This is a genomic window from Acidovorax sp. sif0632 (assembly GCF_019218805.1).
Taxonomy (GTDB): Bacteria; Pseudomonadota; Gammaproteobacteria; order Burkholderiales; family Burkholderiaceae_C; genus Acidovorax; species Acidovorax facilis.
The window spans coordinates 210,567-236,220 of sequence record NZ_JAHUWW010000008.1 but is presented as its reverse complement, the minus strand read 5'-3'; the positions used below and the strand labels follow the sequence as shown (position 1 = coordinate 236,220).

Genomic DNA, 25,654 nt, shown 5'->3' with positions numbered 1-25,654 from the left:
TCAGGCGGGTAACTGGCGTGGCGCCACGGCGCGGTAGTCCAGCCGCGATGCGCTGATGCTGCTGCCGCGCACGGGGGCGGGCGTTGCATCGCCGTGGCGGGTGGTGTTGGCTGAGAGGCGGAAAACCGCCACCGCATCCACCAGCTGCCCCGCCTGTGTCTTGAGGCTGTCGGCCGCTGCTGCGCTTTGCTCTACCAGGGCCGCGTTCTGCTGCGTGGCCTGGTCCATCTGCGTGATGGCTTCGCCCACCTGCGAGACACCCTGACTCTGTTCGCTGCTGGCTGCGCTGATCTCGCCCATGATCTCCGTCACGCGGCGGATCGATGCAACCACTTCGCTCATGGTGGCGCCGGCCTTGTCCACCAGGGCTGTGCCGCGCTCCACACGCTCCACGCTGGTGCCGATCAGGCCCTTGATCTCCTTGGCGGCTTCAGCGCTGCGACCAGCGAGGCTGCGCACTTCCCCGGCCACCACGGCAAAGCCGCGCCCCTGTTCGCCGGCGCGCGCAGCCTCCACGGCAGCATTCAGGGCCAGGATGTTGGTCTGGAAGGCGATGCCGTCGATGACGCTGATGATGTCGGCGATCTTGCGGCTGCTGTCGTTGATGCCCTTCATGGTCTCGACCACTTCGGCCACCACATCGCCTCCCTGTTGGGCCACGGTGGATGCGCTCCTGGCGAGCTGATTGGCCGTGCGCGCGTTGTCGGCGTTTTGGCGCACCGTGGAGCCAAGTTCTTCCATGGATGCGGCGGTCTGCTGCAAGGCTGAGGCTTGCTGTTCCGTGCGTGCCGAGAGGTCGTTGTTGCCGGATGCAATTTCGACGCTGGCGGTGGCCACGCCTTCTGCGTTGTGGCGCACATTGCCGACGATGGTGGCCAGGCGCGATTGCATGGTGGCCAGCGCCTGCAGCAGTTGGCCGGTTTCGTCATTGCCGCTGGCTTCGATGGGGTGGGTCAGGTCGCCATCGGCAATGCTCTCTGCCGCCTGCTTGCCCCGCTGCACAGGTTGCACGATGGAGCGTGTGACGGTGAAGGCCAATAGCGCCCCCAGTGCCACGGCTATCAGTGTGGCCACGCCCAGCAACACCTGGCTGGCCTTGGCCAGCGTGCTGGTGTCGCCCTGGCTGTCGGCCAGCTGCGCGGCCATGGCAGTGCGCAGGTCGTCGAGGGATTGGAGGTACTTGTCTGCCAGAGGGCGCAAGTCCTTGTCCACCAGCGTGGGCACATTGGGCTCGCCGCCACGGTGCAGTTCGCGGATCTCGGCGAGTTTGTCGTTGTAGGCCTTGCTGGCGGCGGCAATGGTGGCCAGTTGCGCACGGTTCTTGTCTCCCTGTACCAGGCCTTCGATGCGCTGGACCTTGCCCTCGATGCCTTTGGCTGTGGCCTGCGTGTCGGCCGTGAGCTTTTCCATGTAGTCGCGGTCAATGGCCTTGAGGAAGGCCTCGGTGCGCACCCAGTTCAGGCGGATGTCTGACGCCCAGTTCTCCACCAGGGTCTGCTGCTCGATCTCCTGTGTGGCCACGCGTTCGCTGGCGCCTTGCAGGCTCGCGATGCGCCACATGCCGGTGGCGGCAATCAACGCGGTGATGAGCAGGATGGCACCGAACGACGCGCCCAGGCGCAGGCCGACGGAAAGGTTGCTGAGTTTCATGGTGGGGTCTGGCGCAAAAAGGTATCTGGGGGCAGAAAATTGGGGGCGTTACAGACGGCTCGTTGCGGGGCGCGGGTAGCGCGAAAATCTCGGTTCAGGCCGTGGCATCAGTGACTGCGGGGTGCGCGCAGCAAGAGGCCGTTGTTTCGTCAGTGAGGGGCGGGTGTGCTCGTTGGTCCAAAGGCTACTCCCGAGTAGGGAGCGCGTCTGTCGGGCGCGGGACAGCCCCGGGCGGAAGTGCCTCGGGGTTTGTCCCAGGGGGTTACGCAGGCTTGCCCAGAAGGGCGTCCTTGAGCTTCCAGTCGGCGGGCACATTGCCCAGCCAGATGCCCAGCAGCGCGTTGAAGAACTCCGGCTCCTTGAAAGGCTCGCCCTGGGGCTTGCCCTTGACCGTGATCACCGTGCCGGTACCTGGTATCCAGTCGATCATGAACTGGTCGCCCGCCTGCAGCTTCTTGTGGTCCGAGAAGATCTGGCTCATGCGCAGCACGCCCGGGATGAGCTTGGAGAACGCTGCGCGGTCCATGTTGTCCTCCATGCCGCGCGAGAACAGCTTGCCCAGCTCGGTGGAGTCGATCTCGCGCAGCATGGTGATGCTCATGCGCTTGGGGCCCTTCAGGGCCATGATTTCAGCGGGAGTCGAGGCCTTCTTTTCAAGGTACAGGCCTGCGGTGTACACCTTGAACACGGCCTTGTAGCGAACCCCTGCGCCATTGAGCTGAAGGCTGCTGCCACTCAGGCTGCTCGTCTCTTCATACTTGACGTCGGCCACGGTGATGGGCTGGGCAATAGCACCGGCCGCCAACAGGCAGGCCACGGCTGCTGCGGCACATCGCTGGAGAAACTTCATGCGCAACTCCTAAAAAAGAACGGTCGTTCGTTTCAAATTGTTGCAGTGCTCCTGCCGGGCCGCAACAGGGTTTTCGAGTGGTTGTGCGATCTCGCCTTGAGAGGCGTCAACTCAGGCACTGAAAAAAGCTTTGCTACACTTTGGCCCATGTTCATTCACCACGTGTTCATCACAGGTTGCAGCGACCGGGGAGCCTGGCCCTGGCGTCAGCCTGTCGCTTTGAACGCCTGATGGCACCTGGGCAGCAGCCCCAGCGTGCACCCGTGGCCTCCACCCCGATGCGGTGAGGCCGATTGAATGGACCGCAGCACCCCTTTTTCATTGACAGGGACACGCGCTGCGACAGCTGGGAGCCCTCCCCGTGATCACAGAACTTGAATTCAAAAGCCTGGCCAGCGAAGGCTACAACCGCATTCCGCTCATGGTCGAGGCCTTTGCGGACCTGGAAACCCCGCTCTCGTTGTACCTGAAGCTGGCGCACACCAAGGACGGGGGCAAGCACAGCTTCCTGCTCGAATCCGTGGTGGGTGGCGAGCGCTTCGGGCGCTACAGTTTCATCGGCCTGCCCGCACGCACGCTGCTGCGGGCCAGCGGCTTTGGGGCGCAGGCCAAAACCGAGGTCGTGACGGACGGCCAGGTGGTCGAAACCGCCCAGGGCAATCCGCTCGACTTCATTGAGGCATACCAAAAGCGGTTCAAGGTGGCGCTGCGCCCCGGCCTGCCGCGCTTTTGTGGCGGCCTAGCGGGCTACTTTGGCTACGACGCGGTGCGCTACATCGAAAAGAAGCTGGAGACCACCTGCCCGCCCGACACCCTGGGGTGCCCCGACATCCTGTTGCTGCAGTGCGAAGAACTGGCGGTCATCGACAACCTCTCGGGCAAGCTCTACCTCATCGTCTACGCCGACCCGGCCCAGCCTGAGGCCTACACCCGCGCCAAGAAGCGCCTGCGCGAGCTGAAAGAGCAGCTCAAGTATTCGGTGAGTGCCCCCGTGGTCAAGGCCACCGAAAGCCACCCCGCCCAGCGCGACTTTGCCAAGGCCGACTACCTGGCCGCTGTGAACCGCGCCAAGGAGCTGATTGCTGCGGGTGACTTCATGCAGGTGCAGGTGGGCCAGCGCATCCACAAGCGCTACACCGAAAGCCCCCTGAGCCTGTACCGCGCGCTGCGTTCGCTGAACCCGTCGCCGTACATGTACTTCTACGACTTTGGCGACTTCCATGTGGTGGGCGCCAGCCCCGAGATCCTGGTGCGCCAGGAGAAGACCGACGAGGGCACCAAGGTCACCATCCGCCCCCTGGCCGGCACTCGCCCGCGTGGCGCCACGCCCGAGAAGGACAAGGCCACCGAGGTCGAACTCATCAACGATCCCAAGGAACGCGCCGAGCACGTGATGCTGATCGACCTGGCGCGCAACGACATCGGCCGCATCGCCAAGACCGGCACCGTGAAGGTGACCGAAGCCTTTGCGGTGGAGCGCTACAGCCACGTAATGCACATCGTGAGCAACGTGGAGGGCATCCTGCACGATGGCATGACCAGCATGGACGTGCTCAAGGCCACCTTCCCGGCAGGCACGCTCACCGGCGCGCCCAAGGTGCACGCCATGGAACTCATCGACCAGCTGGAACCCACCAAGCGCGGCCTTTACGGCGGCGCCTGCGGCTACCTGAGCTACGCGGGCGACATGGACGTGGCGATTGCGATCCGCACCGGCATCATCAAGAACGGCACGCTCTACGTGCAGGCGGCTGCCGGTGTGGTGGCTGACTCGGTGCCCGAGCTGGAATGGAAAGAAACCGAACACAAGGCCCGTGCGCTGCTGCGCGCCGCCGAACTGGTCGAGGAGGGGCTGGAATGATCCGCGCGATCGAGAAGGTCAACCCCTGCACCACCATGCAGGATGTGCGCCGCGAGGTGAATGCGCTGGACGACGTGCTCGTCCCCCTGCTGGTCGAGCGCGTGGGCTACATGACCCAGGCCGCGCGCATCAAGCAAGGCGTGGAACAGGTGCGCGATGAAGCGCGCATCCAGGCCATCGTGGACCGCGTGCGCGAACGCGCCCAGGCCGAAGGTGGCGATGCCGACGTGATCGAAGCCATCTACCGCAGCCTCATGGAAGTCTGCATTGCCTATGAACACCGCGAGTTCGCCCGTCTGCGCGAGCCCGCCACTGCCGGGAGCGCCGCATGAAACTCTTGATGGTCGATAACTACGACAGCTTTACCTACAACATCGTCCAATACTTTGGTGAACTGGGCGCCGAGGTCGAGGTGTTCCGCAACGACGAGATCACCGTGGCCGAGATCGAGGCGCGCCTGAATGCGGGCCAGCTTGACCGCCTGGTCATCTCGCCCGGGCCTTGCTCGCCCGCCGAGGCCGGCATCTCGGTTGCCGCGATCCAGCACTTTGCGGGCAAGCTGCCCATCCTAGGTGTGTGCCTGGGGCATCAGAGCATTGGCGCAGCATTCGGCGGCACCATCGTCCGCGCGCAGGAGCTGATGCACGGCAAGACCAGCGTCATCACCACCACACAAAAGGGCGTGTTCGCGGGGTTGCCGGAGCAATTCACCGTCAACCGTTACCACTCGCTGGCCATCGAGCGCGCCACCTGCCCCGATGTGCTGGAGGTGACGGCCTGGACGGAGGACGGCGAGATCATGGGCGTGCGCCACAAGACACTGCCCATCGAAGGCGTGCAGTTCCACCCCGAAAGCATCCTCACCGAACACGGCCACGCCATGCTCAAGAACTTTCTGGAGCAGCGCGCATGACGGCCTCTCAGGGCCTGGCCCAGCTCTTTCAGTACAAGCGGTGGGCCAACCAGGAACTGCTGGCACTGGGCGCGGCATCGCAGGGCGCATTGCCTGCCGACGACTACCGGCTGTTTGTGCGCATCCTGAACCACACTTACGTGGTGGACCGCATCTTTGCCAGCCACCTGCAGGGTCTGCCCCAGACCACCTACCGGGCCACCAACACCGAGGAGACGCCGGAGCTGGCCACCCTGAGCGATGCTGTGCGCGCGTCGGACGACTGGTATGTGCAGTACGTGGGCGGGCTGGATGATGCGCAGCTGGCCGAACCGGTGGCGTTCCGCTTCACCGACGGCGACACGGGGCGCATGTCGCGCAGCGAGATCCTGAACCACCTCGTCGTGCATGGCACCTACCACCGGGGGGCGGCGGGGCGCATCCTGGCCGCGCATGCGGTGCAGCCCCCGCGCGATTCGCTGACGACCTTCCTGCACCGCCTGGAACCTGACCGACGCTGGTAGACACCCCCATGCCCGAACTTCATCAACTGCTCATGTTCATTGCGGCCGGCTGGCTGCTCAATCTCACGCCCGGGCCCGATGTGCTCTACATCGTGACCAACGCGCTGCGTTCCGGTACCCGCGCGGGCATCGTGGCGGGGCTGGGTATCACGGCCGGTTGTTTTGTGCACATCTTCGCGGCGGCGGTGGGCGTGGGCGCGCTGCTGGCCACCTCGGCCACGGCGTTCACGGTGCTCAAGTGGATCGGCGCGGCCTACCTGATGTGGATGGGCGTGCGCATGCTGCTGTCCAAGCCCGGTGCTGACGCGGGCAACAGTGCAGCGCTGGCGGCGGCTCAGGCGGCCCCTGCGCCGCACACGCCGCTTCGCAAAGTGTTCCTGGGGGGCTTCTGGACCAATGTGCTCAACCCCAAGGTCGCCATCTTCTTCCTGGCCTTTGTGCCGCAGTTCATCGCGCCGGGCACCGACGACAAGGCGCTGGCCTTTGTGCTGCTGGGCGTGCTGTTCAACGTGAACGCCATCCCCGTCAATGTGGGCTGGGCGCTGGCGGCCTCGTGGATGGCGCGCCGTGCCACAGCCATCCAGCGCGGCATGCACTGGCTGGACCGCGTGGCAGGCGCCATGTTCATCGGCTTCGGACTCAAGCTGGCCTTTACTGATCAACCGGCGGCTTGACCGCCACCCCAGGAGACACCGTCATGCCCATCACCCCCCAGGAAGCGCTACAGCGCACCATCGAGCACCGCGAAATCTTCCATGACGAAATGCTGCATCTGATGCGCCTCATCATGAATGGCGAGCTGTCGCCCGTCATGACCGCAGCCATCATCACCGGCTTGCGCGTGAAGAAGGAAACCATCGGCGAGATCACCGCCGCCGCGCAGGTGATGCGCGAGTTCAGCACCAAGGTGCATGTCAAGGACGCGACCCACATGGTGGACATCGTGGGCACGGGCGGCGACGGTGCCAACACCTTCAACATCTCCACCTGCTCGATGTTCGTGGCCGCCGCAGCGGGCGCCAAGGTCAGCAAACATGGCGGGCGCGGAGTGTCCAGCAAAAGCGGCAGCGCCGATGTGATGGAGGCCCTGGGCATCCACATCAACCTCAAACCCGAGCAGATCGCCCAGTGCATCGCTGAAGTCGGCATCGGCTTCATGTTTGCGCCCAACCACCACCCCGCCATGAAGAACGTGGCCCCGGTGCGCAAGGAACTAGGCGTGCGCACCATCTTCAACATCCTGGGCCCGCTGACCAACCCGGCAGGTGCGCCCAACATCCTGATGGGCGTGTTCCACCCCGACCTCGTCGGCATCCAGGTACGCGCGCTGCAGCGCCTGGGCGCCGAGCACGCGCTGGTGGTGTACGGCCGTGATGGCATGGACGAAGTCAGCCTGGGCGCTGCCACTTTGGTGGGTGAGTTGAAAAACGGCCAGATCACCGAGTACGAAATCCACCCTGAGGACTTTGGCCTGCCGATGGCGAGCAATCGCGCGCTCAAGGTTGAGACGCCCGAGCAGTCGCGGGAGATGCTGATCGGCGTGCTCAAGGGCGAGCCTGGCGCCGCGCAAGACATCGTGTGCCTGAACGCGGGCGTGGCACTGTATGCCGCCAATGTGGTCGATTCGGTGCCCGCAGGCTTGGCCAAGGCCCGTGCCGTGATTGCGTCGGGCGCCGCGCTGGCCAAGCTGGAGCAGGTGGTCACGCGCACGCACGCGCTGGCCACGGCGGCCTGACACGGCCATGTGGCGCGACCCTGGCACCTGGATTGCACTGGGCATCTCTGCCCTTTTCATCGTGGCCGGGTTTGTGATGCACCGCGTGTTCACCAAAATTCTGAAACAGGGCTCCCCTGAGCCCGACGACACCGAAACCGACAACCCAAAGGCCGCGCACCATGAGCAGTGACATCCTCAACAAAATCGTCGCCGTCAAGCACGAAGAAGTGGCCGCCGCCAAAAAGCGCCTGTCCTTTGAAGCCATGCGCGCCGACGCCGAGAGCCGCGTGCTCACGCGCGACTTTGAAGGCGCGCTGCGCGCCAAGATCGCCAAGGGCCAGGCGGCGGTGATTGCCGAGATCAAGAAGGCCAGCCCCAGCAAGGGGGTGCTGCGCGCCGACTTCGAGCCCGCTGACATTGCCCAGAGCTACATGGAAGGCGATGGCAAGGTGAGCGCGGCTTGCCTGTCGGTGCTTACCGACCGGCAGTTCTTTCAGGGCCAGCCCGACTACCTGAAACAAGCCCGCGCCAGCACCTTGCTTCCTGTGCTGCGCAAGGATTTCATGGTGGATGCGTACCAGATCTACGAATCGCGCGCCATGGGCGCCGACGCCATCCTGCTGATTGCGGCCAGCCTGGACGACGCCCAGATGGCCGACTTCGAGGCCATTGCACGCAGCCTGGACATGGCGGTGCTGGTGGAGGTGCATGATCGGCCCGAGCTGGAGCGGGCTCTGAAGCTCAAGACTCCGCTGGTCGGCATCAACAACCGCAACCTGCGCACGTTCGAGGTCACGCTGGACACCACGCTCTCCATGCTCAAGGACGTGCCTGCGGACCGGCTTCTGGTCACCGAGTCGGGCATCTTGAAGCCTGCCGATGTGAAGGCCATGCGCGACGCAGGTGTGCACGCCTTCTTGGTGGGCGAAGCCTTCATGCGGGCGGACGATCCGGGCCTGGCCCTGGCCAAGCTCTTTGGGTGAGAGAGGGTGAAAACTCCTGTTTTAATAGCTGCTTGCGCTTGATGGTAAAGCGCTAGAGCCTATTTTGACCATGAATTCAACTCCCCAGACCCCGGCCCAACTCCAAAGCGCCAACCCCGCCGACTGGCCCGTGGCGCCCGGCTGGCAGCCGTTGGCGGACGCCTTTTTTGCTGGCGCACGCGGGCAGGCGTTGCTCGCGTTCTTGCAGGCGCGGCTGCAGGCGGGTGCGGCGATCTTTCCGCCCCAGCCGCTGCGCGCGCTGGAGCTGACGCCGCCTGAGGACGTGCGCGTGGTCATCCTGGGGCAGGACCCGTACCACGGCCGGGGCCAGGCCGAGGGGTTGGCGTTTTCGGTGGCGCCGGGCGTGCGCCTGCCGCCCTCGCTGCAGAATATCTTCAAGGAAATGCAGCGCGACCTGGGGGTGGCCTTCCCCCCGTTCCCGAACCCCGGCGGCAGCCTGGTCAAGTGGGCGAAGAACGGTGTGCTGCTGCTCAACACCTGCCTCACGGTGGAAGAGGGCCAGGCCGCCAGCCATGCAGGCAAGGGCTGGGAGGAACTGACCGACACCGTCATCCGCCATGTGGCCGAGGGCCCGCGTCCGGTGGTGTTCATGCTCTGGGGCTCGCACGCCCAGGGAAAGCGCGCGTGGATTCCCGCTGACCGCGGGCACCTGGTGCTCACGTCCAACCACCCCTCGCCCCTGTCGGCACTGCGCCCGCCTGTCCCTTTTATTGGCAACGGGCACTTTGGCAAGGCGCGGGATTTTCGCGCGCAGCACGGTTACTGAGCAGGGTTTGCAGCACCGCCTGCGCGTCACGCGCGGCGGGGTGCCGGTGGATGCCACGGTGCCCGGGGGCCCGATTCGCCTGGGGCTGCCGGGTGATGATCAGCACGCCGGATAACCGCCGCCAAGGGCTACCACTGCTGCGGTAGCCGTTCCTTGAGCAGCTCCAGAAACGCCTGCGCCGCCACCGGCAGGCTGCGCCCGGCCAGGGTCTGAATTTCGATGTCGCGCAGGTCCATCCCGGGGTCGCTGATGGGCAGGGCCACGATGGCGCCTTCGGCCACCAGGTGGCGCACGGCGATCTCGCTGGCCACGGACAGGCCGCCGCCCAGCAGCACAAAGTTGACCACCGTCTTGGCATGGTTGCTGATGAGCACGGCGTCGAGCTGCAGGCCCTGGCGGCTGCAGACGATGTCGATCATCTGGCGCACCGTGGTCTCGGGCGGGGGCAGCGCCAAGGGGTATTCGGCCATCTGCGCCAGGGTCGCGCTGCCCGCGCTGACCAGCGGGTGGCCAGGCGGCAGCAGGGCCAGCACCGGGGCGCTCTGGCGGTAGGCCACGTCGATGTCCTTGTGCGGCGCGCGGCTGAAGCACAAGCCGATGTCGGCCGTGCCGCTGCGCACGGCGTCGGGCACCTGGGCCGTGGGCAAGGCGATCACGCTGAACTGCACCCCTGCGTACGTGCGCTGGAACTCCACGCACAGGCGCGGCACCAGCTCGTTCGCGAACGCATCCGATGTGGCCAGGCGCACCTGCCCTGCACGCAGGCCCTGCAGCGCGCCGATCTCGCCCAGCGCGCGCTCGGCGTCCAGCAACGTGCGGCGCGCGTGCACCGCCAGGATCTCGCCCGCCGCCGTCAGCACCATGCCGCGCGGGTGGCGCTCAAAGAGGGGCGTGCCCAGCTGGGCCTCCAGCCCCGCGATCTGGCGGCTCAGTGCCGAGGCGGCCACATGCAGCCGGGCCGAAGCCTCGGTGAGCGATCCACTCTGCGCCACGGCCAGAAAGTAGCGCAGGGTGGTGTCTTGCAGCAGGTGGGGACGCATGGAGGAAGGGGCGGAGAGGGAGGTGTTCAGTATGCGCCGGTTTGCCGTGGTGGCAAAGCAGCTTGCTGAAATGCTGGTGGTCAAGCAAGGCGCAGCTTCCTAAGATGGTTCCATCCTCTGTTGTGTCCGATTTCTTTGCGGGAGTGCTCTGTATGCGTCTACTTTCCTGGGGCCGTGGTGTCTGGGGCCTGGCCGGCCTGCTGGTGCTGGCATCTGCCGCGCAGGCACAAGCCAATTGGCCGGATCGCCCCGTGCGGGTGATCGTGCCCTTCCCAGCCAGCGGCGCGACCGACCTGGTGGCCCGCACCGTTACCCAGCGCGTCGCGGCCGACCTGGGACAGCAACTGGTGGTGGACAACAAGCCCGGCGCTGGCGGCACCCTGGGCACGGCCGAGGCGGCCAAGGCCGCACCCGACGGCTACACCCTGCTGCTGACCACGAGCAGCACACATGCCATCTCGCCCCACCTCATGCCCAAGCTGGCTTATGAGCCGCGCAAGGACTTCACGCCGGTGGCCCATGTGGCCGACGCACCCAGCGTGCTGCTGGTCACCAACAGCCTGCCGGTCAAGACCGTGGGCGAACTGATTGCCTACGCCAAGGCCCACCCCGGCAAGCTCAACTACGCCACCAGCGGCAATGGCACCATCGTGCACCTGAACACGGCCGCCTTCAGCGCCCAGGCGGGTGTGGAGATGACGCACATCCCCTACAAGGGCACGGCGCTGGCCATCCCGGACCTGATTGCCGGGCAGACGCATGTGCTGTTTGACTCGCTGCCCACCGGCATGCCGCACGCCAAGGCCGGCCGCCTGCGCGCACTGGCCGTGACCAGCGAAAAGCGCAGCACCCTGGCGCCTGAGCTGCCCACGCTGGCCGAATCTGGCCTGCCCGGCTATTCGTCGGTGACCTGGTTTGGCGTGTACCTGCCTGCCGGGGCATCCCCCGCGCTGGTGGAGAAGGTGCATAAGGCCTTCGCCAAAGCCGTACAGGCGCCCGAAGTGGCCGAGAGCCTGGCCAAGCTGGGCGTGGAGCCCGCCGCACCGCGCACGCCCGCGCAGTTCGCCAGCATGGTGCAGGCCGACAGCAACCGTTGGGCCACCGTCATTCGCCAACACAAAATAACCCTGGAGTGACATCCCCCTGAGCGGCTTTGCCGCTTCCCCCTTCTCTCGAATGGCGTTGCCTTTCGGGAAGGGGGACGACGCCCTCGGTGCGGGGCGGCCCTTCCTCGGCGTCCCTCGCTTTGCGCCGCGCCGGTTTCATGCAGCCCGCCCTGTGCGGGGCAACAGAGTCAGAACGCTATGAATACCCCATCCCTCGACTGGTCCCTTCCCTACGCCTCAAACCGCAGCGCGGTCATGGGCCGCAACGTGGTCTCCACCTCGCAGCCGCTGGCGGCGCAGGCGGGCCTGCGCATGCTGCTGGCAGGCGGCAACGCGGTGGACGCCGCCATTGCCGCTGCCATGGCGCTCACGGTGGTGGAGCCCACGGGCTGCGGCCTGGGCAGCGACGGGTTTGCCATCGTGTGGGATGGCAAGGAGCTGCACGGCCTCAATGCCTCGGGCCGCTCGCCTGCGGCATGGACGCCTGAATACTTCGAGAAGCTGGGCAGCATTCCTGAAACGGGCTGGAACGCCGTCACCGTGCCGGGTGCCGTGTCGGCCTGGGTGGCCTTGTCCAAGCGCCTGGGCAAGCTGCCGTTTGCACAACTGGCCCAGCCCGCCATCGACTACGCGCGCAACGGCTTTCCGGTGTCACCCACCATCGCCCGCCTGTGGGCGCTGGGCGCGGCCAAGCTGGGCACGCAGCCCGGGTTTGCCGAGTGCTTCATGCCGAATGGTCGCGTGCCCCAGGCGGGCGAAATCTTCCGCAGCGACGCCCATGCGCGCACGCTGGAGCTGATTGCCGAGACCGAGGGCGAGGCCTTCTACCGGGGCGTGATTGCCGAGCGCATCGCCGCACATTCGCAGGCCCATGGCGGCGCCATGACGATGGCCGACCTGGCCGCGCACCAGGCCGACTGGGTGGGCACCATCCAGCAGCGGTTTGGCGATTCGGTGGTCCATGAGATTCCACCCAACGGCCAGGGCATTGCCGCACTGATGGCGCTGGGCATGCTCGACGCGCACGGCATTGGCGCGCACCCGGTGGACGATGTGGAGACCGTGCACGCCAGCATCGAGGCCATGAAGCTCGCGTTTGCCGACCTGCACCAGTACAACGCCGACATCGACGCCATGCCTGTAAAGCCCGATGCGCTGCTGAACCCCGACTACCTGCGCAGCCGCGCCGCGCTGATCGACACCACGTGCGCTGGCGACCCCGGCTACGGCGCGCCGCGCCCCGGCGGCACGGTGTATCTGGCGGCAGCCGACGCGTCCGGCATGGTGGTCTCGTTCATCCAGTCCAACTACATGGGCTTTGGCTCAGGCGTAGTGGTGCCGGGCACGGGCATCAGCCTGCAGAACCGGGGCCATGGCTTCAACCTGATCCCGGGCCACGCCAACCAGGTGGCGCCGCGCAAGCGCCCCTCGCACACCATCATCCCGGCCTTTGCCATGCATGCCGACGGCACGCCGCAGATGGCGTTTGGCGTGATGGGCGGCCCCATGCAAAGCCAGGGCCACACCCAGATGGCGCTGCGCGTGCTGCGCTACGGCCAGAACCCGCAGGCAGCCGCTGATGCGCCGCGCTGGCGCATCACCGGCGGCAAGGGCGTGGCGGTGGAGCCAGGCTTTGACCCCGCCGTGGTCGCCGCACTGCGTGCACGTGGGCACGAGGTGACGGTGGAAGAGGGCAACGGCGTGTTCGCCTTTGGCGGCGCCCAGCTGGTGCTGAAGAACGGCAACAGCTACATCGCAGGCTCCGACCCGCGCAAGGACGGGCACGCGGTAGCGTTCTGACGGCCTTGCGCGCAGCGCACTGAGGCGGCTCAGCGCGTTGTGCAGGCCGGAAACCGCTTGGCGAGCTCGTGCGCTGGCATCGTCTCCGCAAGGTCGAGGTTGCGCACCAGCGGGATGTATTCCCCCGTTTCGGTGAATCGCAAGAGGGTGGTCACGACGCGGCTGCCGGAGCCGCCTTGTTGACAGCCCGACAGTTCCAGCCCCAGGCCCAACTGACGGGAACCATCGTCCGTGCCTTTCCAGCCCATGGCCCGCTCTCGCAGAGCCTGCAGGCGCGGCAGGGCGGCTGGGTCGATCCGCCAGACCTGCACATGGGTCCGGGACGTTTCATATTCCGCGAGCACGCTGCGATCGGCCGTGCTGCGCAGCTCCTGCAGGGGCAATTTTTCTTCCAGGCGCTCGGTGGCGATGGCTCCCCCGGGCTTGCGCAGCGTGCGCGAAACGCTCACCGTGAGCTCCAGTGCGTTGCCATGAAGCTGCAGGCCCGGGCTGTGTACCACGGCGGCGCGCAGCGCGGCGGGGTCCAGCGTCTCCAGCTGGAGCTGCCGCAGCTTCCACAGTGATGACACCGGCACACTGCCACAGGCCGACAGCAGCACCAGGGCCAAAAGACACGATAAAGCACGGAGAAAAGCCAAAGGGCGCAGGGGCGTTAGGAAAAAAAGCATGGTAGTAAATTTCTGTTTGACGGTATATTATTATTGTTTTACAGAAAAACTCACCAACCATGACGCAACATTTACCCCCATCGGTATCTTCTGTTCACAGCCCCTCGTTTCGCCGCCTGGCCTGGGGTCTTCTCGCGGCCAGCTGGGCGTGTGCCCTGGTATCGCTGGTGTTGTCGATGGCGCGCTGGGCGGCCATCGGGCATGAAACGGGTTGGGGTGGCTGGATGCCGCTGTCGGTGGTGCCCTCGCAGGCCTTGTTGGTCGGCCTCAAACCGCCGCCCTCCATGGAGACCCATTGGCGCTGGGTGGGCGTGGCGCTGGAGTGCATTCCCGCTGCGGCCATGCTGTATGCGGTGCTGTGCGTGCATCGCATCTGCCGGTCCTTTCTGGCCGGGGCCGTGTTCGGGCCGGCGGTGGTGCACGGGTTCCGTGGCGTGGGCTGGGGCTTTTTGGCGATGTTCGTGACTTCACTCGTCTACCAGGCGGGGGTGACGGCGCTGCTGTCCTGGCTGGCTTCCGGCCAGCAGAACGGCCTGGTGGCGCTGGGCGTGGGACCGTTTGAAATGAGCGTATTGGTCGTGGGGCTGATGATGTTGCTTCTGGGGCACGTGCTGGCCGAGGGCCACCGCCTGCAAGCCGAAGCGGATGCGTTTGTTTAGCAACTCGCCAGCGAAGGAATTCCCATGGCGATTGTCGTGACCCTGGATGAAATGCTCGCGCGCCGCAAGGTCAAGTCGCGCGATCTGGCGGCCCATGTGGGCATCACCGAGGCCAACCTGTCCCTGCTCAAGAGCGGAAAGGTCAAGGGCGTGCGTTTCGAGACCCTGTCCGCCATTTGCAGTTATCTGCAGTGCCAGCCGGCAGACCTGCTGGCCTGGGTGCCCGATGCGGACACGAAGGATAGCGAGGCGCCTTCGCGTGGCGAGGCTGGTGGCTTGGCCCAGGGCGACTAGGGCAGTGCGAGGCCCGCGCGGCTCCGGCCCGCGACTGGCCTGGGCAGTAGCTGGGGCGCTGTTGCTGCATGGGTTGGTTCTGGCGATGCTGAGCAGAAGCGATGGTGCTCTGCGGACTTCGCCCGAGCGCAGCGATGCACCTGCCATGGTATGGGTGACGCTGGCGCTGCTGCCCGCGTCCACGGCACCCAGCGAGCCGTTGCCAGCTGCCATGCCCCAGCCTGCCGCCCCAGCCCGGAGCGCCACACCCGATGCCAGCGCGCAGGGTCGCACGCAGGCCGTTACCCGCAGCGGGCGGCCGATCGCTGTGGAGCCTGCTGCGCCTGATGGCGGCGTAGCGGGCTTGACCGCCGCACTGCCAGTTGCGCCCGCGCCGCGGGCGCCGGCATCCGGGCCGGGTGATGCCCCACTGGCTGCTCCCAGCATGGACGATGTGGCACGGGCGCTCCAGCGCGAGCGGGCCTGGCAGCGCCGGCAAGGGGCGCAGCAACCACAGCCGCCGCATCAGCGCTGGGAAGTCGCTCCAGCGGGTGCCTTAGGATCTGGCATTGCCGAGCGCGACCTGCGCGGCGCAGAGGGCCAGCGCATGGTTCAGGCTGCGGGCCCCTGGGGCACCTACTGTGTGGAGTTGCCTTCGGCCAACCAGCCTCCGTCCATGGGGGCTGCGCCCCGCGTTGCGCCAACCAGCACCTGCCGCTGAATGCTGGGGCGGCGCTGGGCAGTGCCGTCAGCGCGTTTCCCGCACGGTCAGCCAGGTGCTGGCCGCGCCGCTGAGCACGATCGCGGCGATCCCGGCCATCGACCAGCCATCGGGCACATGGCGGTACACCAGCCAGCCCGCCAGCATGGCAAACCCGATCTGCGAATACAGGAACGGCGCGATCGTCACCGGCGTGGTGCGCGCATAGGCATGGAGCAGCAGCATGTGGCCCACCGCGCTCGACAGGCCCATGGTGAACATGCAGGCCCATAGCCACGGGTCGCTCACCGGCTGCCAGAAGAACGGCACGCCCAGCGACACCAGCGCGGTGGCGATCCAGCTGGTGTAGAGCTGCGTGGTGGCGGGGCTCTCCTGGCCTGCCATCTTGCTGCTCAACACCTGGTAGCCCGTGCCCGCAGCCAGCATGCACAGCGGCCACAGCAGCGCCCAGGTGAAGGCCTCGCCACCGGGCCGGATGATGGCCAGCGTACCCGCCAGGCCGGTGACCACCAGCAGCCAGCGCACCGCGCTCACGGGCTGGTGCAGCCACAGGGCCGCCACCACCGTCACACACAGCGGCACCGTGGCCACGATGGCCGTGAACTCCGCCAGTGGCAGGGCCGTGAGGCTGATGAAGCCGAACAGGCTGGTCATGGCGAACAGCGCACCGCGCAAGGCCTGGAAGCGGGGCTGTGTGGTGCGCAGGGCAGGGCGCCCCGCCCGTTGCAGCACGAAGGCCGTGGTCAGCAGCGACTGGAACACATAGCGCATCCACAGCGCCATGACGATGGGTACGCCCACGCTGACCAGCTTGCTCGCGGTGTCCAGCAGCGCAAAGAACGCGCAGGCCGTGACGGCAAGCGCGATGCCCGCCAGCGCCGCACGCCGGCGGGCTGCGGGGCTGGTCGACGTCGCAGGGCCTGAGGAACTCACGGCGTGCTGCGTGCACGCTCCAGCAGCATCGCGTCGCCATAGCTGAAGAAGCGGTACTGCTGCGCAATGGCGTGCCGGTACAGGCCCATGATGTGGGCGTAGCCCGCAAACGCGCTCACCAGCATCATCAGCGTGCTTTTGGGCAGGTGGAAGTTGGTGATCAGCACATCCACCACCTGGAATGCAAAGCCCGGTGTGATGAAGATGTTGGTGTCGCCAGAGGCCTGGCCCGTCTTCGCCCAGGATTCGAGTGTGCGCACGGTGGTGGTGCCCACGGCCACCACGCGGCCGCCGCGCTGGCGGCAGCGCTCCAGCGCGGCCAGCGTGGCCAGGGGAATCTCGTACCACTCGCTGTGCATCTGGTGCTCGGCCAGGTTCTCGGTCTTGCAAGGTTGGAAGGTGCCTGCGCCCACGTGCAACGTGACGCTGGCGCGCTCGATGCCGCGTGCGGCCATGTCGGCCAGCACGCCTTCGTCAAAGTGCAGCGCGGCCGTGGGCGCGGCCACGGCGCCGGGGTTGCGCGCAAACACGGTCTGGTAGCGCTGGCTGTCCTCGGCCTCGTCCGGGTCGTGGTCGGTGTTTTGCTGGCGCTCGATGTAGGGCGGCAGCGGCAGGTGGCCGTGGCGGTCCATCAGCTCCCAGGGTGACTCGCCTGCGGGGCCGTGCAGCGCAAAGCGGAACAGCGGGCCGTCCTCGGTGGGCCAGCGGCCCAGCAGCTGCGCGTCAAAGCCGCCCGCCTTGCGGCCACCAGCCATGTGCACCACGCTGCCGGGCAGGGGCTTCTTGCTGACCTTCATGTGGGCCACGACTTCATTACCTGGGTTGCCAGCCTTTGCGGGCAACACGCGTTCGATCAGCAGCTCCAGCTTGCCGCCGCTGGCCTTCTCGCCAAAGATGCGTGCCTTGACCACGCGCGTGTCGTTGAAGACGAGCAGGTCGCCCTCGCGCAGCAGGCCGGGCAGCTCACGAAAGATGCGGTCCACCGGCTGCATGGCGCGGCCGTCGAGCAGGCGCGAGGCGCTGCGTTCGGGTGCGGGGTGCTGGGCAATGAGTTCGGGGGGCAGCGAGAAGTCGAAGTCGCTGAGGGTGAACACGCGGGGTGTTGTGGGGGCGCTGGCTGCGCCGCTGGAGAGATCAGTCATCGTGCTTGAGGGCCGAACGGGCCCGTGCCAAGGTAAAAATTGCGGAAGGCGCGATTGTCACACGCGGGTGCGGGCGCTGCAGGCGCGGTGCTATGGCTGGGGGGTGAACGCCATCGGCGCGGGCACACTGCGCACCAGCCGCCGCACGTCATCCGCCTGTGCGAGCGCGGTGCCAGGGTGCAGCAGCGCGGCAGCGCCTGCGGCCACGCCCCAGCGCAGCGCCTCGGCGGGCGCATCGCCCCGGTCCAGCGCCCAGACCAGCGCCGCCAAAAAGCAGTCCCCAGCGCCCGTGGTGCCGGTCGTAGCGGGCACGTTCAGCGCTGGCGCCTGCCATACCCCCTCCCGTGTGGCCAGCACGGCGCCTTGCTCGCCCACCGACAGGGCCACGATGTCGGCAGCGCCGCTGTGCACCAGCGACTGGGCGGCGGTGCACCAGTCGGCCGCATGTTCCAGCGGCTTTTGCATCACGTCGCGCAGCTCGCGCAGGCTGGGCTTGACCAGCGCCACCCCGGCCTGCAAGGCCGCCGCCAGCGGCGGCCCCGAGGTGTCGACGGCCACCCGCAAGCCCCGGCCGGCTACGGCACGTGCCAGCTGGGCGTAGAAGTCGTCCGGCGTGCCAGGCGGCAGGCTGCCGCTGGCAATCAGCCAGCGGGGTGGTGGGGTGTGGGTAGCCAGCGCATCCAGGCAGGCCTGCCACTCGCTGGCCTGCAGCGTGGGGCCGGGCAGCACAAAACGAAACTCCTGGCTTGTGGTGGTCTCGACCACCGAGAAGTTCTCGCGCGTATCGCCCGAAATTGGTTGCAGCAGCGTGGGCACGCCCTCCGCGGCCAGCAACTGCCGCACCTGTGTGCCCGCCGCACCGCCCGCCAGCGCCCAGGCGCACACATCTGCGCCCAGGCGGTGCAGCACCCGCGCCACGTTGATGCCTCCGCCACCCGCAAAGCGCTGCACCGGGCCGCAGCGCAGCTTGTGGGTGGGTGCAACGTGGTAGGTGGTGGTGGCCAGGTCGAGGGCGGGGTTCAGCGTGAGGGTGATCAGTGCGGGCATCGGGCTACCAGACCTTCTCGGCAAAGCCTGACCATAGCTCGTTCAGGTCCGGAAAGCGCCACTTGTCGGGGTCTTCGCGCGCAACGATCTTCTCGGTGCAGCCCGGGGCAGACAGGTCCACCATTTCTGGGGGGATGCGCAGGTCGGACTTGGTCGAGAAGAACACCTTGACCATGGGGGCGGTGAGTGCGGCGGCCGATTGCTCGGTGACCACGCCGATGCGGCCCGAGGTCAGGCGCACGAGCGAGCCCACAGGGTAGATGCCGATACTTTTGACAAAGGCCTGGAAGATGCGGGCGTCGAAATGGTCCTTGGTCCACTCGGCCATGCGGCGCAGTGACTCGGCGGGGTCCCATCCACGCTTGTAGGGCCGGTCGGAGGTGATGGCGTCGTACACGTCGCAAATGGCCGTCATGCGCGCGATCACGCTGATGCCTTCGCCCTGCAGCTTGTCGGGGTAGCCGGAGCCATCGACTTTTTCATGGTGGTGCAGACAGGCATCCAGCACCGCGTCGGGTACGTTGCCGCCCTCCTTGAGCATGTGGTAGCCCTCCACCGGGTGGCTGCGCACCACGGTGAATTCCTGGTCGGTGAGCTTGCCGGGCTTGTTGAGCACGGCCAGCGGGATGGCCGCCTTGCCCAGGTCGTGCAGCAGGCCTGCCATGCCAGCGAGCCGCTGCTGGTCGTCCTTGAGTTTGAGCTGCTTGGCCAGCGCCACCATCAGCGCGCACACCGCCACCGAGTGCATGTAGGTGTAGTCGTCGGCCGTTTTCAGGCGCGCCAGGCTGATGAGCGCGCCGGGGTTGCGGGTGACGGAATCCGAAATTTCTTCCACCAGGCTCTGTGCACTCGCCGAGTCCACCGCGCGGCCCATGCGGGCCTCGTTGAACATCGAGACCACGGCTTCTTTGGATTTCACGCAGATGGCAGCGGCCATCTTGAGTTCGCTGTGCATGTCCGCAGGATTGCGGTTGCGCTTGGGCGGTGGCGGTGGGGATGGCAGCGTGACTTTGATGGGCGGCAGGTCCTCCAGGCGACTGAAGTCGGTGTCAATCTGCGCGTCGGCCTCCTCGCGCGACACCGACGCGGTGCCCGCCGCCACGTCCAGCCCCTTGTCGGTGTCAATCCAGATTTCCTGGATGGCAGTGGCTTGTATCCGGGCCAGGTCCCCGGGGTCTTTGAGCAAGAACTTGGCCCGCCAGAACGGGTGGTCCATCCACGACCCGCAGAACTCGTGCAGATACATGCCCAGGGTGAGATGCTGAATGTGAATGCGCTTGAGCATGGTAGGGGACCTGGACTCTGAATAAACGCCCGTCTTTAGGCGTAATCAACGGTAACCATGGTAGCCTTTTTGCCCCACCCTTGTCGTTCGCAGAACCCGCTACATGCCCGCCGCAGCCCCCAGAGTTTCCCTTAGCGCCAAGGCTTCGGCAGCCCCTGCTGCGGCCAAAGGCGGCGCGTCGGTGGCACAAAAGGCGCTGCAAAAGCTGGGGCTCCAACGTGACATCGACCTCGCCCTGCACCTGCCCCTGCGCTACGAGGATGAAACCCGCATCACCCCGCTGGCTAATGCGCGCGACGGGCAGATGGTGCAGATCGAAGCCACGGTGACTGCGAGCGAGATTCAGCTACGCCCGCGCCGCCAGCTGCTGGTGCAGGTGGAGGACGACACCGGCTCGTGCGAGCTGCGCTTCTTCAGCTTCTACCCCTCGCACCAGAAAACCCTGGCCGTGGGTGCGCGCCTGCGCATCCGGGGTGAGATCAAGGGCGGCTTCTGGGGGCGGCAGATGATGCACCCGGCGTTCCGCGTGGCGGGCGGCGAGCTGCCTGCGGCGTTGACGCCCGTCTACCCCACCACCGCCGGTTTGCCCCAGCCCTACCTGCGCCGTGCGGTGGTGGGCGCGCTGACGCGGGTGGACTTGTCAGACACCCTGCCACCCGGTGCCGAGCCGCCGGTGACTCGGGTTTATGGCCAAAATGGCCTCCAGCGCTTATTCAGCCTGCGCGAGGCGCTCACTTTTTTGCACCACCCCACGCCCGATGTGGCGCTGTCCACGCTGGAGGACCACAGCCACCCCGCGTGGCAGCGCCTCAAGGCCGAGGAGTTGCTGGCCCAGCAGCTATCGCAGCAGCAGTCGCGCCGCGCACGCGACATGCTGCGTGCGCCCGTGTTGCGCGCCCAAAAAGCCGCCGACGGTGCCTTGCCGCTGCATGAGCAGTTGCTGGCCGTGCTGCCGTTCAGCCTCACCTCCGCCCAGCGCCGCGTGGGCGAAGAAATTGCCGCCGACCTGGCCCGCCAGGTGCCCATGCACCGGCTGCTGCAGGGTGATGTGGGCTCGGGCAAAACCGTGGTCTCGGCCCTGGCCGCCTGTCTGGCGATGGATGCGGGCTGGCAGTGCGCGCTGATGGCCCCCACCGAAATCCTGGCCGAGCAGCATTTCGCCAAGATGATCGGCTGGCTCGAACCCCTGCTGGCCGAGCGCGGCCGCAGGGTCGCCTGGCTGGTGGGCGGGCAGAAAAAGAAGGATCGCACCGCCATGCTCGCGCTGGTGGCCAGCGGCGAGGCCGCGCTGGTGGTTGGCACCCACGCCGTGATCCAGGAGCAGGTGCAGTTCAAGAACCTGGCGCTGGCCATCATCGACGAGCAGCACCGTTTTGGCGTGGCGCAGCGGCTTGCCTTGCGGCAGAAACTCGCTGCCCATGGCATGGAGCCCCACATGCTCATGATGAGTGCCACGCCCATCCCGCGCACGCTGGCCATGAGCTACTACGCCGACCTGGACGTGTCCGTCATCGACGAGCTACCGCCAGGCCGCACGCCCATCGTCACCAAACTCATTGCCGACAGCCGCAAGGACGAGGTGATCGCACGCATCGGCGCGCAGGTCGAGGCCGGGCGGCAGGTGTACTGGGTGTGCCCGCTGATTGAAGAGAGCGAGGCGCTGGATCTGAGTAACGCCACCGCCACCCACGCCGATCTGAGCGAGGCCTTGCCGGGCTGCATGGTCGGTCTGCTGCACTCGCGCATGCCCACGGCCGAGAAGAAGGCCGTGATGGCGCTCTTCACCAGCGGCCAGATGGACGTGCTGGTCAGCACCACGGTGATCGAAGTGGGCGTGGACGTGCCCAACGCGTCCCTCATGGTCATCGAACATGCCGAACGTTTTGGCCTGAGCCAGCTGCACCAGCTGCGCGGCCGGGTGGGGCGGGGTGCGGCGGCCTCGGCCTGCGTGCTGCTGTATGCCACCAACGACAGCGGCCGCGTGGGCGAAACCGCCAAGGAGCGCCTGCGCGCCATGGCCGAAACCAACGACGGCTTCGAGATCGCCCGGCGCGATCTGGAGATTCGCGGCCCCGGTGAGTTTCTGGGCGCGCGCCAGTCGGGGGATGCGCTGCTGCGCTTTGCCGACCTGGCGACCGACACCCACCTGCTCGAATGGGCGCGCGAACTGGCGCCGCAGATGCTGGACCGGTATCCTGACCTGGCCGCAAAGCACGTCGCGCGCTGGTTGGGTGGAAAATCCGACTATCTCAAGGCATGACACGGCCTGCTGGAACACACCATGACCCTCACCGAACTCAAGTACATCGTTGCCGTAGCGCGGGAGAAGCACTTTGGTCATGCGGCCGATGCCTGCTACGTGTCGCAGCCCACACTGTCGGTGGCCATCAAGAAGCTGGAAGAAGAGCTGGATGTGAAGCTCTTCGAGCGCAGCGCGGGTGAGGTTTCGGTGACGCCGCTGGGCGAAGAGATCGTGCGCCAGGCGCAGAGCGTGCTGGAGCAGGCGGCGGCCATCAAGGAGATTGCCAAGCGCGGCAAGGACCCGCTGGCGGGGCCGCTCACCCTGGGGGTCATCTACACCATCGGGCCCTACCTGCTGCCTGAACTGGTGCGCCAGTCCATCACGCGCACACCCCAGATGCCGCTGATGCTGCAGGAGAACTTCACCGTCAAGCTGCTGGAGATGCTGCGCACCGGCGAGATCGACTGTGCCATCTTGGCCGAACCTTTCCCCGACACGGGCCTGGCCATGGCGCCGCTATATGACGAGCCCTTCATGGCGGCCGTGCCCAGCACGCACCCGCTGGCGGCGAAGAAGTCCGTGACGGCGGCCGAACTCAAGAGCGAGACCATGCTGCTGCTAGGGGCGGGCCATTGTTTTCGCGACCATGTGCTGGAGGTCTGCCCCGAATTTGCGCGCTTTGCGAGCAACGCCGAGGGCATCCGCAAGTCGTTTGAAGGCTCTTCGCTCGAAACCATCAAGCACATGGTGGCCGCAGGCATGGGCGTGACGCTGGTGCCGCGCCTTTCGGTGCCGCGCGATGCGCTGCTCACCGTGTCACGCCGCCGTAAGAGCGACGAAAGCTATATCCGCTACCTGCCCATCCGCGAAGAAGACGGCGGCCCGCCACCCATGCGCCGCGTGGTGCTGGCATGGCGGCGCAGCTTTACCCGGTATGAAGCCATTGCGTCATTGCGCAACGCGGTGTATGCCTGCGAGCTGCCGGGGGTCAAGCGGCTGTCGTAAGGCAGGCCTGGCCTGTGCCGCGCTGGCGGGCGATGTCCTGCTGCCGTGGTGTGGCTCTGACGCAGGTCAGGCTCGCTGGTCATGGCCTTGCGCTACAGTGTTTTTGGTGCGATGCCTCCAGGCCCGACGGGTCGGCGGGCATCTGCTGTCGAATCCATCTTCACTTCAGGAGCAATGACATGGCAAAGGCCTCCAAGACCACCGCCCCTACCATCAACATCGGCATCAGCGACAAGGACCGCGCTGCCATCGCCCAGGGCCTGTCGCGCCTGCTGGCCGACACCTACACGCTGTACCTCACCACCCACAACTTCCACTGGAACGTGACGGGCCCCATGTTCAACACGCTGCACACCATGTTCATGGCGCAGTACACCGAGCTGTGGAATGCCGTGGACCCGATTGCCGAGCGCATCCGCTCGCTGGGCCATGTGGCGCCGGGCTCCTATGCCGAATTCGGCAAGCTGGCCACGGTGCCCGATGCGCCCGCCAAGCCGCCCAAGGCACTGGAGATGGTGCGCGTGCTGGTCGAAGGCCATGAGGCCGTGGCCCGCACCGCGCGCAGCCTGTTCCCCCTGGCCGACAAGGCCAGCGACGAGCCCACGGCCGACCTGCTGACGCAGCGCCTCACGGTGCACGAGCAGACGGCGTGGATGCTGCGCTCGCTGCTCGAAGAGTAAAAGGGTTCGCAGCTTCCACGCGCATTACCCGAGGGGCGCAGAACACTGCAGCACAGAGAAAAAGAGCGCCTTGTCCTACATGGCGCAGTTCCATCGCCTGCGCATGATGCGGGTTTTGGTCATGCTCCCTTCTTCGCAGGGCGGCATGGCGTATCAATCCCCTCTGATGTATGCGAATCCTGTACGTTGAAGACAACCCGGAGCTGCGCGAGACCATCGGCATGCTTATGGAAGGTGAAGGCCGGACGGTCACGCCCTGCGCCACTGCCGAGGAGGCGCTGGCTCTGGATGCTGGGGACGTCTTTGATGTGGTGGTGACCGATGTCAGCCTGCCCGGCCTTTCGGGCACGGAACTGGCCCGCCAGCTGCTGGCGGATGATCCGCAGCGGTGGGTGGTGCTGTGCTCCGGCTACGAGCTGGGTAGCCACCCGCGCAGTTGGGGGCCCAACGTGCGCGCATTGCTCAAACCTTTTGAGCTGGAAGAGCTGGAGCATTTGCTCGAGTCCATCCATACAGCGCGGGCTTCAGCCGCCGGCTGAGGCTTGCTAGCGCCGATCGCTCGCTGTTCATCCTTTACTTCATCACGCCACCCGCCTGGTCGTGGCGACCTGCGCTGTTGTGCTGGGCTGCGCGCAGTCAATTGCGGGGGCTGCGTACTGGCGAGTGGCGCGGCAGCCTCACCCGAAAGGTCGTGACATCGTCCCGTGACTGGGCCTCGATGGTTCCATGGTGGGCCCGCACGATCTGGTACGCAATGAAGAGCCCCAGCCCCAGCCCTTGGTGGCGGCCGGGCTCACGCTCTCCACCCCGGAACGGGTCGAACAAATGCGGCAGCAGCGCAGGGGGAATGGTGCCGCCGTTGGACACCGTGATGCTCACCTCCTCAGGGCTGGTACCGTCCACTGCAATCTGCACAGGGTGGTCGACTCTGCCATGGTGCAGGGCGTTGCCAACCAGGTTGGTGATCACCTGACATAGGCGTTCGGCATCCCAGGTGCCGGCCAGGTCGCCTTGCAGGGTGGACCCGATGTAGCGTTCCGGGTGGCTGGTGGCCATCTCATCCAGCGTGCGCTGCACCAGCGCTTGCATGTGGGTGGAGCCCAGCTGCAGCGCCAGCCCGCCCGCCTGGCGAATGCGGGTCACGTCCAGCAGGTCTTCGATCATGTGGCCCATGCGCTGGCTGGCGCCCAGCACCCGGTCGGCCATCAGCACCGCCTTGTCGGGGGGCGGCTGGCGCTTGAGCACGGTGGCCGCCGCGACGATGGACTGCAGCGGTGTGCGCAGGTCGTGGCTCAGCACGGCCATGAACATTTCGTTGATGCGCAAGGCCTCGGTGCGCGCGCGCAGCTCATGCGCCAGCGCCTGCTTGCGCCGGTGCAGTTCAAAGAACACGCTCGCCTTGTTGGTGAGCATGTGCGGGTCGATGGGTTTGTAGAGAAAGTCCACCGCCCCGCTCTCGTACCCCCGGAACTGCCAGTTCTGCTCGCGTGAGCCCGCCGTCATGAAGATGAGCGGAATGTGCCGGGTGCGCTCGCTGCCCCGGATCAGTTCCGCCAGCTCGAAGCCGTTCATCTCGGGCATTTGCACGTCCAGCAAGGCCAGGGCCACGTCGTCATGCGCCAGCAGCAGTTCCAGGGCCTCGGGGCCCGACTGGGCCTTGAGGATGTCCAGTCCGTCGCGTTGCAGCAGCGCCTCCAGGGCGATCAGGTTTTCCTCGACATCGTCAACGAGCAGGCATTTGGTGCGGTCGGTCTGGGGCATGGGCGGTGGGGAGGGTGGATGGGGTTCT

27 protein-coding genes are annotated in these 25,654 nt (G+C 66.6%); 18 read left to right on the top strand and 9 right to left on the bottom strand.

Annotation, left to right across the window (positions count from 1 at the left end):
- Window positions 1-1,650, bottom strand: coding sequence for a methyl-accepting chemotaxis protein (locus tag KW832_RS22630; RefSeq protein ID WP_218301456.1), 1,650 nt, complete (start codon window positions 1,648-1,650; stop codon window positions 1-3).
- A 262-nt stretch (window positions 1,651-1,912) separates the two neighbouring features.
- Window positions 1,913-2,500: a chalcone isomerase family protein gene (locus tag KW832_RS22625; RefSeq protein WP_055395601.1), complete on the bottom strand. Its 588-nt coding sequence runs from the start codon at window positions 2,498-2,500 to the stop codon at window positions 1,913-1,915.
- Between the two features lie 361 nt (window positions 2,501-2,861).
- Here KW832_RS22625 and trpE point away from each other — a divergent pair, with 361 nt between their 5' ends.
- The 9 genes from trpE to KW832_RS22580 all read left to right on the top strand — a co-directional run bounded on the left by trpE (window position 2,862) and on the right by KW832_RS22580 (window position 9,264).
- Window positions 2,862-4,361 carry an anthranilate synthase component I gene (gene trpE, locus KW832_RS22620; RefSeq protein WP_055395603.1) on the top strand — a complete coding sequence of 500 codons (1,500 nt, stop codon included), beginning with the start codon at window positions 2,862-2,864 and terminating at the stop codon, window positions 4,359-4,361.
- Window positions 4,358-4,693, top strand: a complete 336-nt coding sequence (locus KW832_RS22615) for a chorismate mutase (protein WP_218301457.1) — start codon at window positions 4,358-4,360, stop codon at window positions 4,691-4,693. The genes trpE and KW832_RS22615 overlap by 4 nt, the downstream gene beginning before the upstream one ends.
- Window positions 4,690-5,274, top strand: a complete 585-nt coding sequence (locus KW832_RS22610) for an aminodeoxychorismate/anthranilate synthase component II (RefSeq protein ID WP_218301458.1) — start codon at window positions 4,690-4,692, stop codon at window positions 5,272-5,274. Before KW832_RS22615 ends, KW832_RS22610 begins: the two co-directional genes overlap by 4 nt.
- Window positions 5,271-5,777, top strand: coding sequence for a DinB family protein (locus KW832_RS22605; RefSeq protein WP_218301459.1), 507 nt, complete (start codon window positions 5,271-5,273; stop codon window positions 5,775-5,777). Before KW832_RS22610 ends, KW832_RS22605 begins: the two co-directional genes overlap by 4 nt.
- Window positions 5,778-5,785: 8 nt before the next feature.
- On the top strand, window positions 5,786-6,451 hold the full coding sequence (locus KW832_RS22600) for a LysE family translocator (RefSeq protein ID WP_218301460.1): 666 nt from the start codon (window positions 5,786-5,788) through the stop codon (window positions 6,449-6,451).
- A 23-nt stretch (window positions 6,452-6,474) separates the two neighbouring features.
- Window positions 6,475-7,512 (top strand): anthranilate phosphoribosyltransferase, encoded by a 1,038-nt coding sequence (gene trpD, locus KW832_RS22595; RefSeq protein ID WP_055395612.1) that lies wholly within the window; start codon window positions 6,475-6,477, stop codon window positions 7,510-7,512.
- Window positions 7,513-7,519: 7 nt separating this feature from the next.
- Complete coding sequence (locus KW832_RS22590; protein ID WP_174240343.1) at window positions 7,520-7,684, top strand: hypothetical protein; 165 nt, start codon at window positions 7,520-7,522, stop codon at window positions 7,682-7,684.
- Entirely contained in the window at window positions 7,674-8,477 is an 804-nt protein-coding gene (trpC, locus tag KW832_RS22585) for an indole-3-glycerol phosphate synthase TrpC (protein ID WP_056065300.1), read from the top strand. Before KW832_RS22590 ends, trpC begins: the two co-directional genes overlap by 11 nt.
- Before the next feature lie 70 nt (window positions 8,478-8,547).
- Window positions 8,548-9,264: a uracil-DNA glycosylase gene (locus KW832_RS22580; protein WP_121421410.1), complete on the top strand. Its 717-nt coding sequence runs from the start codon at window positions 8,548-8,550 to the stop codon at window positions 9,262-9,264.
- A gap of 128 nt (window positions 9,265-9,392) precedes the next feature.
- On the opposite strand, the gene KW832_RS22575 is transcribed toward KW832_RS22580, so the two are convergent.
- A complete protein-coding gene (locus tag KW832_RS22575) occupies window positions 9,393-10,304 on the bottom strand; it encodes a LysR family transcriptional regulator (protein WP_121421409.1) in 912 nt (303 codons plus the stop codon).
- A 152-nt stretch (window positions 10,305-10,456) separates the two neighbouring features.
- Between KW832_RS22575 and KW832_RS22570 the strand changes: the two genes are divergently transcribed.
- Complete coding sequence (locus tag KW832_RS22570) at window positions 10,457-11,440, top strand: tripartite tricarboxylate transporter substrate binding protein (RefSeq protein ID WP_218301461.1); 984 nt, start codon at window positions 10,457-10,459, stop codon at window positions 11,438-11,440.
- 168 nt (window positions 11,441-11,608) lie between these two features.
- Window positions 11,609-13,210, top strand: coding sequence for a gamma-glutamyltransferase family protein (locus tag KW832_RS22565; RefSeq protein ID WP_218301462.1), 1,602 nt, complete (start codon window positions 11,609-11,611; stop codon window positions 13,208-13,210).
- A 29-nt stretch (window positions 13,211-13,239) separates the two neighbouring features.
- Here KW832_RS22565 and KW832_RS22560 read toward each other — a convergent pair whose 3' ends face one another.
- Window positions 13,240-13,878: a hypothetical protein gene (locus KW832_RS22560; RefSeq protein ID WP_147433268.1), complete on the bottom strand. Its 639-nt coding sequence runs from the start codon at window positions 13,876-13,878 to the stop codon at window positions 13,240-13,242.
- Window positions 13,879-13,937: 59 nt separating this feature from the next.
- Between KW832_RS22560 and KW832_RS22555 the strand changes: the two genes are divergently transcribed.
- The 3 genes from KW832_RS22555 (at window position 13,938) to KW832_RS22545 (ending at window position 15,531) form a co-directional block, all read left to right on the top strand.
- A complete protein-coding gene (locus tag KW832_RS22555; protein ID WP_218301463.1) occupies window positions 13,938-14,537 on the top strand; it encodes a DUF2975 domain-containing protein in 600 nt (199 codons plus the stop codon).
- Between the two features lie 24 nt (window positions 14,538-14,561).
- Window positions 14,562-14,831 (top strand): helix-turn-helix transcriptional regulator, encoded by a 270-nt coding sequence (locus KW832_RS22550; protein WP_055395624.1) that lies wholly within the window; start codon window positions 14,562-14,564, stop codon window positions 14,829-14,831.
- 85 nt (window positions 14,832-14,916) lie between these two features.
- Complete coding sequence (locus KW832_RS22545; protein ID WP_218301464.1) at window positions 14,917-15,531, top strand: hypothetical protein; 615 nt, start codon at window positions 14,917-14,919, stop codon at window positions 15,529-15,531.
- Window positions 15,532-15,558: 27 nt separating this feature from the next.
- On the opposite strand, the gene KW832_RS22540 is transcribed toward KW832_RS22545, so the two are convergent.
- The 4 genes from KW832_RS22540 to KW832_RS22525 all read right to left on the bottom strand — a co-directional run bounded on the left by KW832_RS22540 (window position 15,559) and on the right by KW832_RS22525 (window position 19,938).
- Entirely contained in the window at window positions 15,559-16,464 is a 906-nt protein-coding gene (locus tag KW832_RS22540) for a DMT family transporter (RefSeq protein ID WP_218301465.1), read from the bottom strand.
- On the bottom strand, window positions 16,461-17,606 hold the full coding sequence (gene queA / locus KW832_RS22535) for a tRNA preQ1(34) S-adenosylmethionine ribosyltransferase-isomerase QueA (RefSeq protein ID WP_218301466.1): 1,146 nt from the start codon (window positions 17,604-17,606) through the stop codon (window positions 16,461-16,463). Before queA ends, KW832_RS22540 begins: the two co-directional genes overlap by 4 nt.
- A gap of 90 nt (window positions 17,607-17,696) precedes the next feature.
- Window positions 17,697-18,653: a 1-phosphofructokinase family hexose kinase gene (locus tag KW832_RS22530; protein WP_218301467.1), complete on the bottom strand. Its 957-nt coding sequence runs from the start codon at window positions 18,651-18,653 to the stop codon at window positions 17,697-17,699.
- A 4-nt stretch (window positions 18,654-18,657) separates the two neighbouring features.
- On the bottom strand, window positions 18,658-19,938 hold the full coding sequence (locus tag KW832_RS22525; RefSeq protein ID WP_055395633.1) for an HD-GYP domain-containing protein: 1,281 nt from the start codon (window positions 19,936-19,938) through the stop codon (window positions 18,658-18,660).
- 103 nt (window positions 19,939-20,041) lie between these two features.
- Here KW832_RS22525 and recG point away from each other — a divergent pair, with 103 nt between their 5' ends.
- The 4 genes from recG (at window position 20,042) to KW832_RS22505 (ending at window position 24,404) form a co-directional block, all read left to right on the top strand.
- On the top strand, window positions 20,042-22,198 hold the full coding sequence (gene recG, locus KW832_RS22520; protein WP_218301468.1) for an ATP-dependent DNA helicase RecG: 2,157 nt from the start codon (window positions 20,042-20,044) through the stop codon (window positions 22,196-22,198).
- A 21-nt stretch (window positions 22,199-22,219) separates the two neighbouring features.
- Window positions 22,220-23,185, top strand: coding sequence for a LysR substrate-binding domain-containing protein (locus tag KW832_RS22515; protein WP_121421399.1), 966 nt, complete (start codon window positions 22,220-22,222; stop codon window positions 23,183-23,185).
- 179 nt (window positions 23,186-23,364) lie between these two features.
- Complete coding sequence (locus tag KW832_RS22510; RefSeq protein WP_055395640.1) at window positions 23,365-23,865, top strand: Dps family protein; 501 nt, start codon at window positions 23,365-23,367, stop codon at window positions 23,863-23,865.
- Window positions 23,866-24,035: 170 nt separating this feature from the next.
- Complete coding sequence (locus tag KW832_RS22505; RefSeq protein WP_218301469.1) at window positions 24,036-24,404, top strand: response regulator; 369 nt, start codon at window positions 24,036-24,038, stop codon at window positions 24,402-24,404.
- Between the two features lie 97 nt (window positions 24,405-24,501).
- On the opposite strand, the gene KW832_RS22500 is transcribed toward KW832_RS22505, so the two are convergent.
- A complete protein-coding gene (locus KW832_RS22500) occupies window positions 24,502-25,626 on the bottom strand; it encodes a hybrid sensor histidine kinase/response regulator (protein ID WP_218301470.1) in 1,125 nt (374 codons plus the stop codon).
- Window positions 25,627-25,654: the final 28 nt, after the last annotated feature.

What these genes read in the sequence shown, in the direction of transcription:
- KW832_RS22630 (WP_218301456.1), bottom strand. Translation starts at nt 1,650, where the DNA reads ATGAAACTCAGCAACCTTTCCGTCGGCCTGCGCCTGGGCGCGTCGTTC.
- KW832_RS22625 (WP_055395601.1), bottom strand. Translation starts at nt 2,500, where the DNA reads ATGAAGTTTCTCCAGCGATGTGCCGCAGCAGCCGTGGCCTGCCTGTTG.
- KW832_RS22615 (WP_218301457.1), top strand. Translation starts at nt 4,358, where the DNA reads ATGATCCGCGCGATCGAGAAGGTCAACCCCTGCACCACCATGCAGGAT.
- KW832_RS22610 (WP_218301458.1), top strand. Translation starts at nt 4,690, where the DNA reads ATGAAACTCTTGATGGTCGATAACTACGACAGCTTTACCTACAACATC.
- KW832_RS22605 (WP_218301459.1), top strand. Translation starts at nt 5,271, where the DNA reads ATGACGGCCTCTCAGGGCCTGGCCCAGCTCTTTCAGTACAAGCGGTGG.
- KW832_RS22600 (WP_218301460.1), top strand. Translation starts at nt 5,786, where the DNA reads ATGCCCGAACTTCATCAACTGCTCATGTTCATTGCGGCCGGCTGGCTG.
- trpD (WP_055395612.1), top strand. Translation starts at nt 6,475, where the DNA reads ATGCCCATCACCCCCCAGGAAGCGCTACAGCGCACCATCGAGCACCGC.
- KW832_RS22590 (WP_174240343.1), top strand. Translation starts at nt 7,520, where the DNA reads ATGTGGCGCGACCCTGGCACCTGGATTGCACTGGGCATCTCTGCCCTT.
- trpC (WP_056065300.1), top strand. Translation starts at nt 7,674, where the DNA reads ATGAGCAGTGACATCCTCAACAAAATCGTCGCCGTCAAGCACGAAGAA.
- KW832_RS22580 (WP_121421410.1), top strand. Translation starts at nt 8,548, where the DNA reads ATGAATTCAACTCCCCAGACCCCGGCCCAACTCCAAAGCGCCAACCCC.
- KW832_RS22575 (WP_121421409.1), bottom strand. Translation starts at nt 10,304, where the DNA reads ATGCGTCCCCACCTGCTGCAAGACACCACCCTGCGCTACTTTCTGGCC.
- KW832_RS22570 (WP_218301461.1), top strand. Translation starts at nt 10,457, where the DNA reads ATGCGTCTACTTTCCTGGGGCCGTGGTGTCTGGGGCCTGGCCGGCCTG.
- KW832_RS22565 (WP_218301462.1), top strand. Translation starts at nt 11,609, where the DNA reads ATGAATACCCCATCCCTCGACTGGTCCCTTCCCTACGCCTCAAACCGC.
- KW832_RS22560 (WP_147433268.1), bottom strand. Translation starts at nt 13,878, where the DNA reads ATGCTTTTTTTCCTAACGCCCCTGCGCCCTTTGGCTTTTCTCCGTGCT.
- KW832_RS22555 (WP_218301463.1), top strand. Translation starts at nt 13,938, where the DNA reads ATGACGCAACATTTACCCCCATCGGTATCTTCTGTTCACAGCCCCTCG.
- KW832_RS22550 (WP_055395624.1), top strand. Translation starts at nt 14,562, where the DNA reads ATGGCGATTGTCGTGACCCTGGATGAAATGCTCGCGCGCCGCAAGGTC.
- KW832_RS22545 (WP_218301464.1), top strand. Translation starts at nt 14,917, where the DNA reads ATGCTGAGCAGAAGCGATGGTGCTCTGCGGACTTCGCCCGAGCGCAGC.
- queA (WP_218301466.1), bottom strand. Translation starts at nt 17,606, where the DNA reads ATGACTGATCTCTCCAGCGGCGCAGCCAGCGCCCCCACAACACCCCGC.
- KW832_RS22530 (WP_218301467.1), bottom strand. Translation starts at nt 18,653, where the DNA reads ATGCCCGCACTGATCACCCTCACGCTGAACCCCGCCCTCGACCTGGCC.
- KW832_RS22525 (WP_055395633.1), bottom strand. Translation starts at nt 19,938, where the DNA reads ATGCTCAAGCGCATTCACATTCAGCATCTCACCCTGGGCATGTATCTG.
- recG (WP_218301468.1), top strand. Translation starts at nt 20,042, where the DNA reads ATGCCCGCCGCAGCCCCCAGAGTTTCCCTTAGCGCCAAGGCTTCGGCA.
- KW832_RS22515 (WP_121421399.1), top strand. Translation starts at nt 22,220, where the DNA reads ATGACCCTCACCGAACTCAAGTACATCGTTGCCGTAGCGCGGGAGAAG.
- KW832_RS22510 (WP_055395640.1), top strand. Translation starts at nt 23,365, where the DNA reads ATGGCAAAGGCCTCCAAGACCACCGCCCCTACCATCAACATCGGCATC.
- KW832_RS22505 (WP_218301469.1), top strand. Translation starts at nt 24,036, where the DNA reads ATGCGAATCCTGTACGTTGAAGACAACCCGGAGCTGCGCGAGACCATC.
- KW832_RS22500 (WP_218301470.1), bottom strand. Translation starts at nt 25,626, where the DNA reads ATGCCCCAGACCGACCGCACCAAATGCCTGCTCGTTGACGATGTCGAG.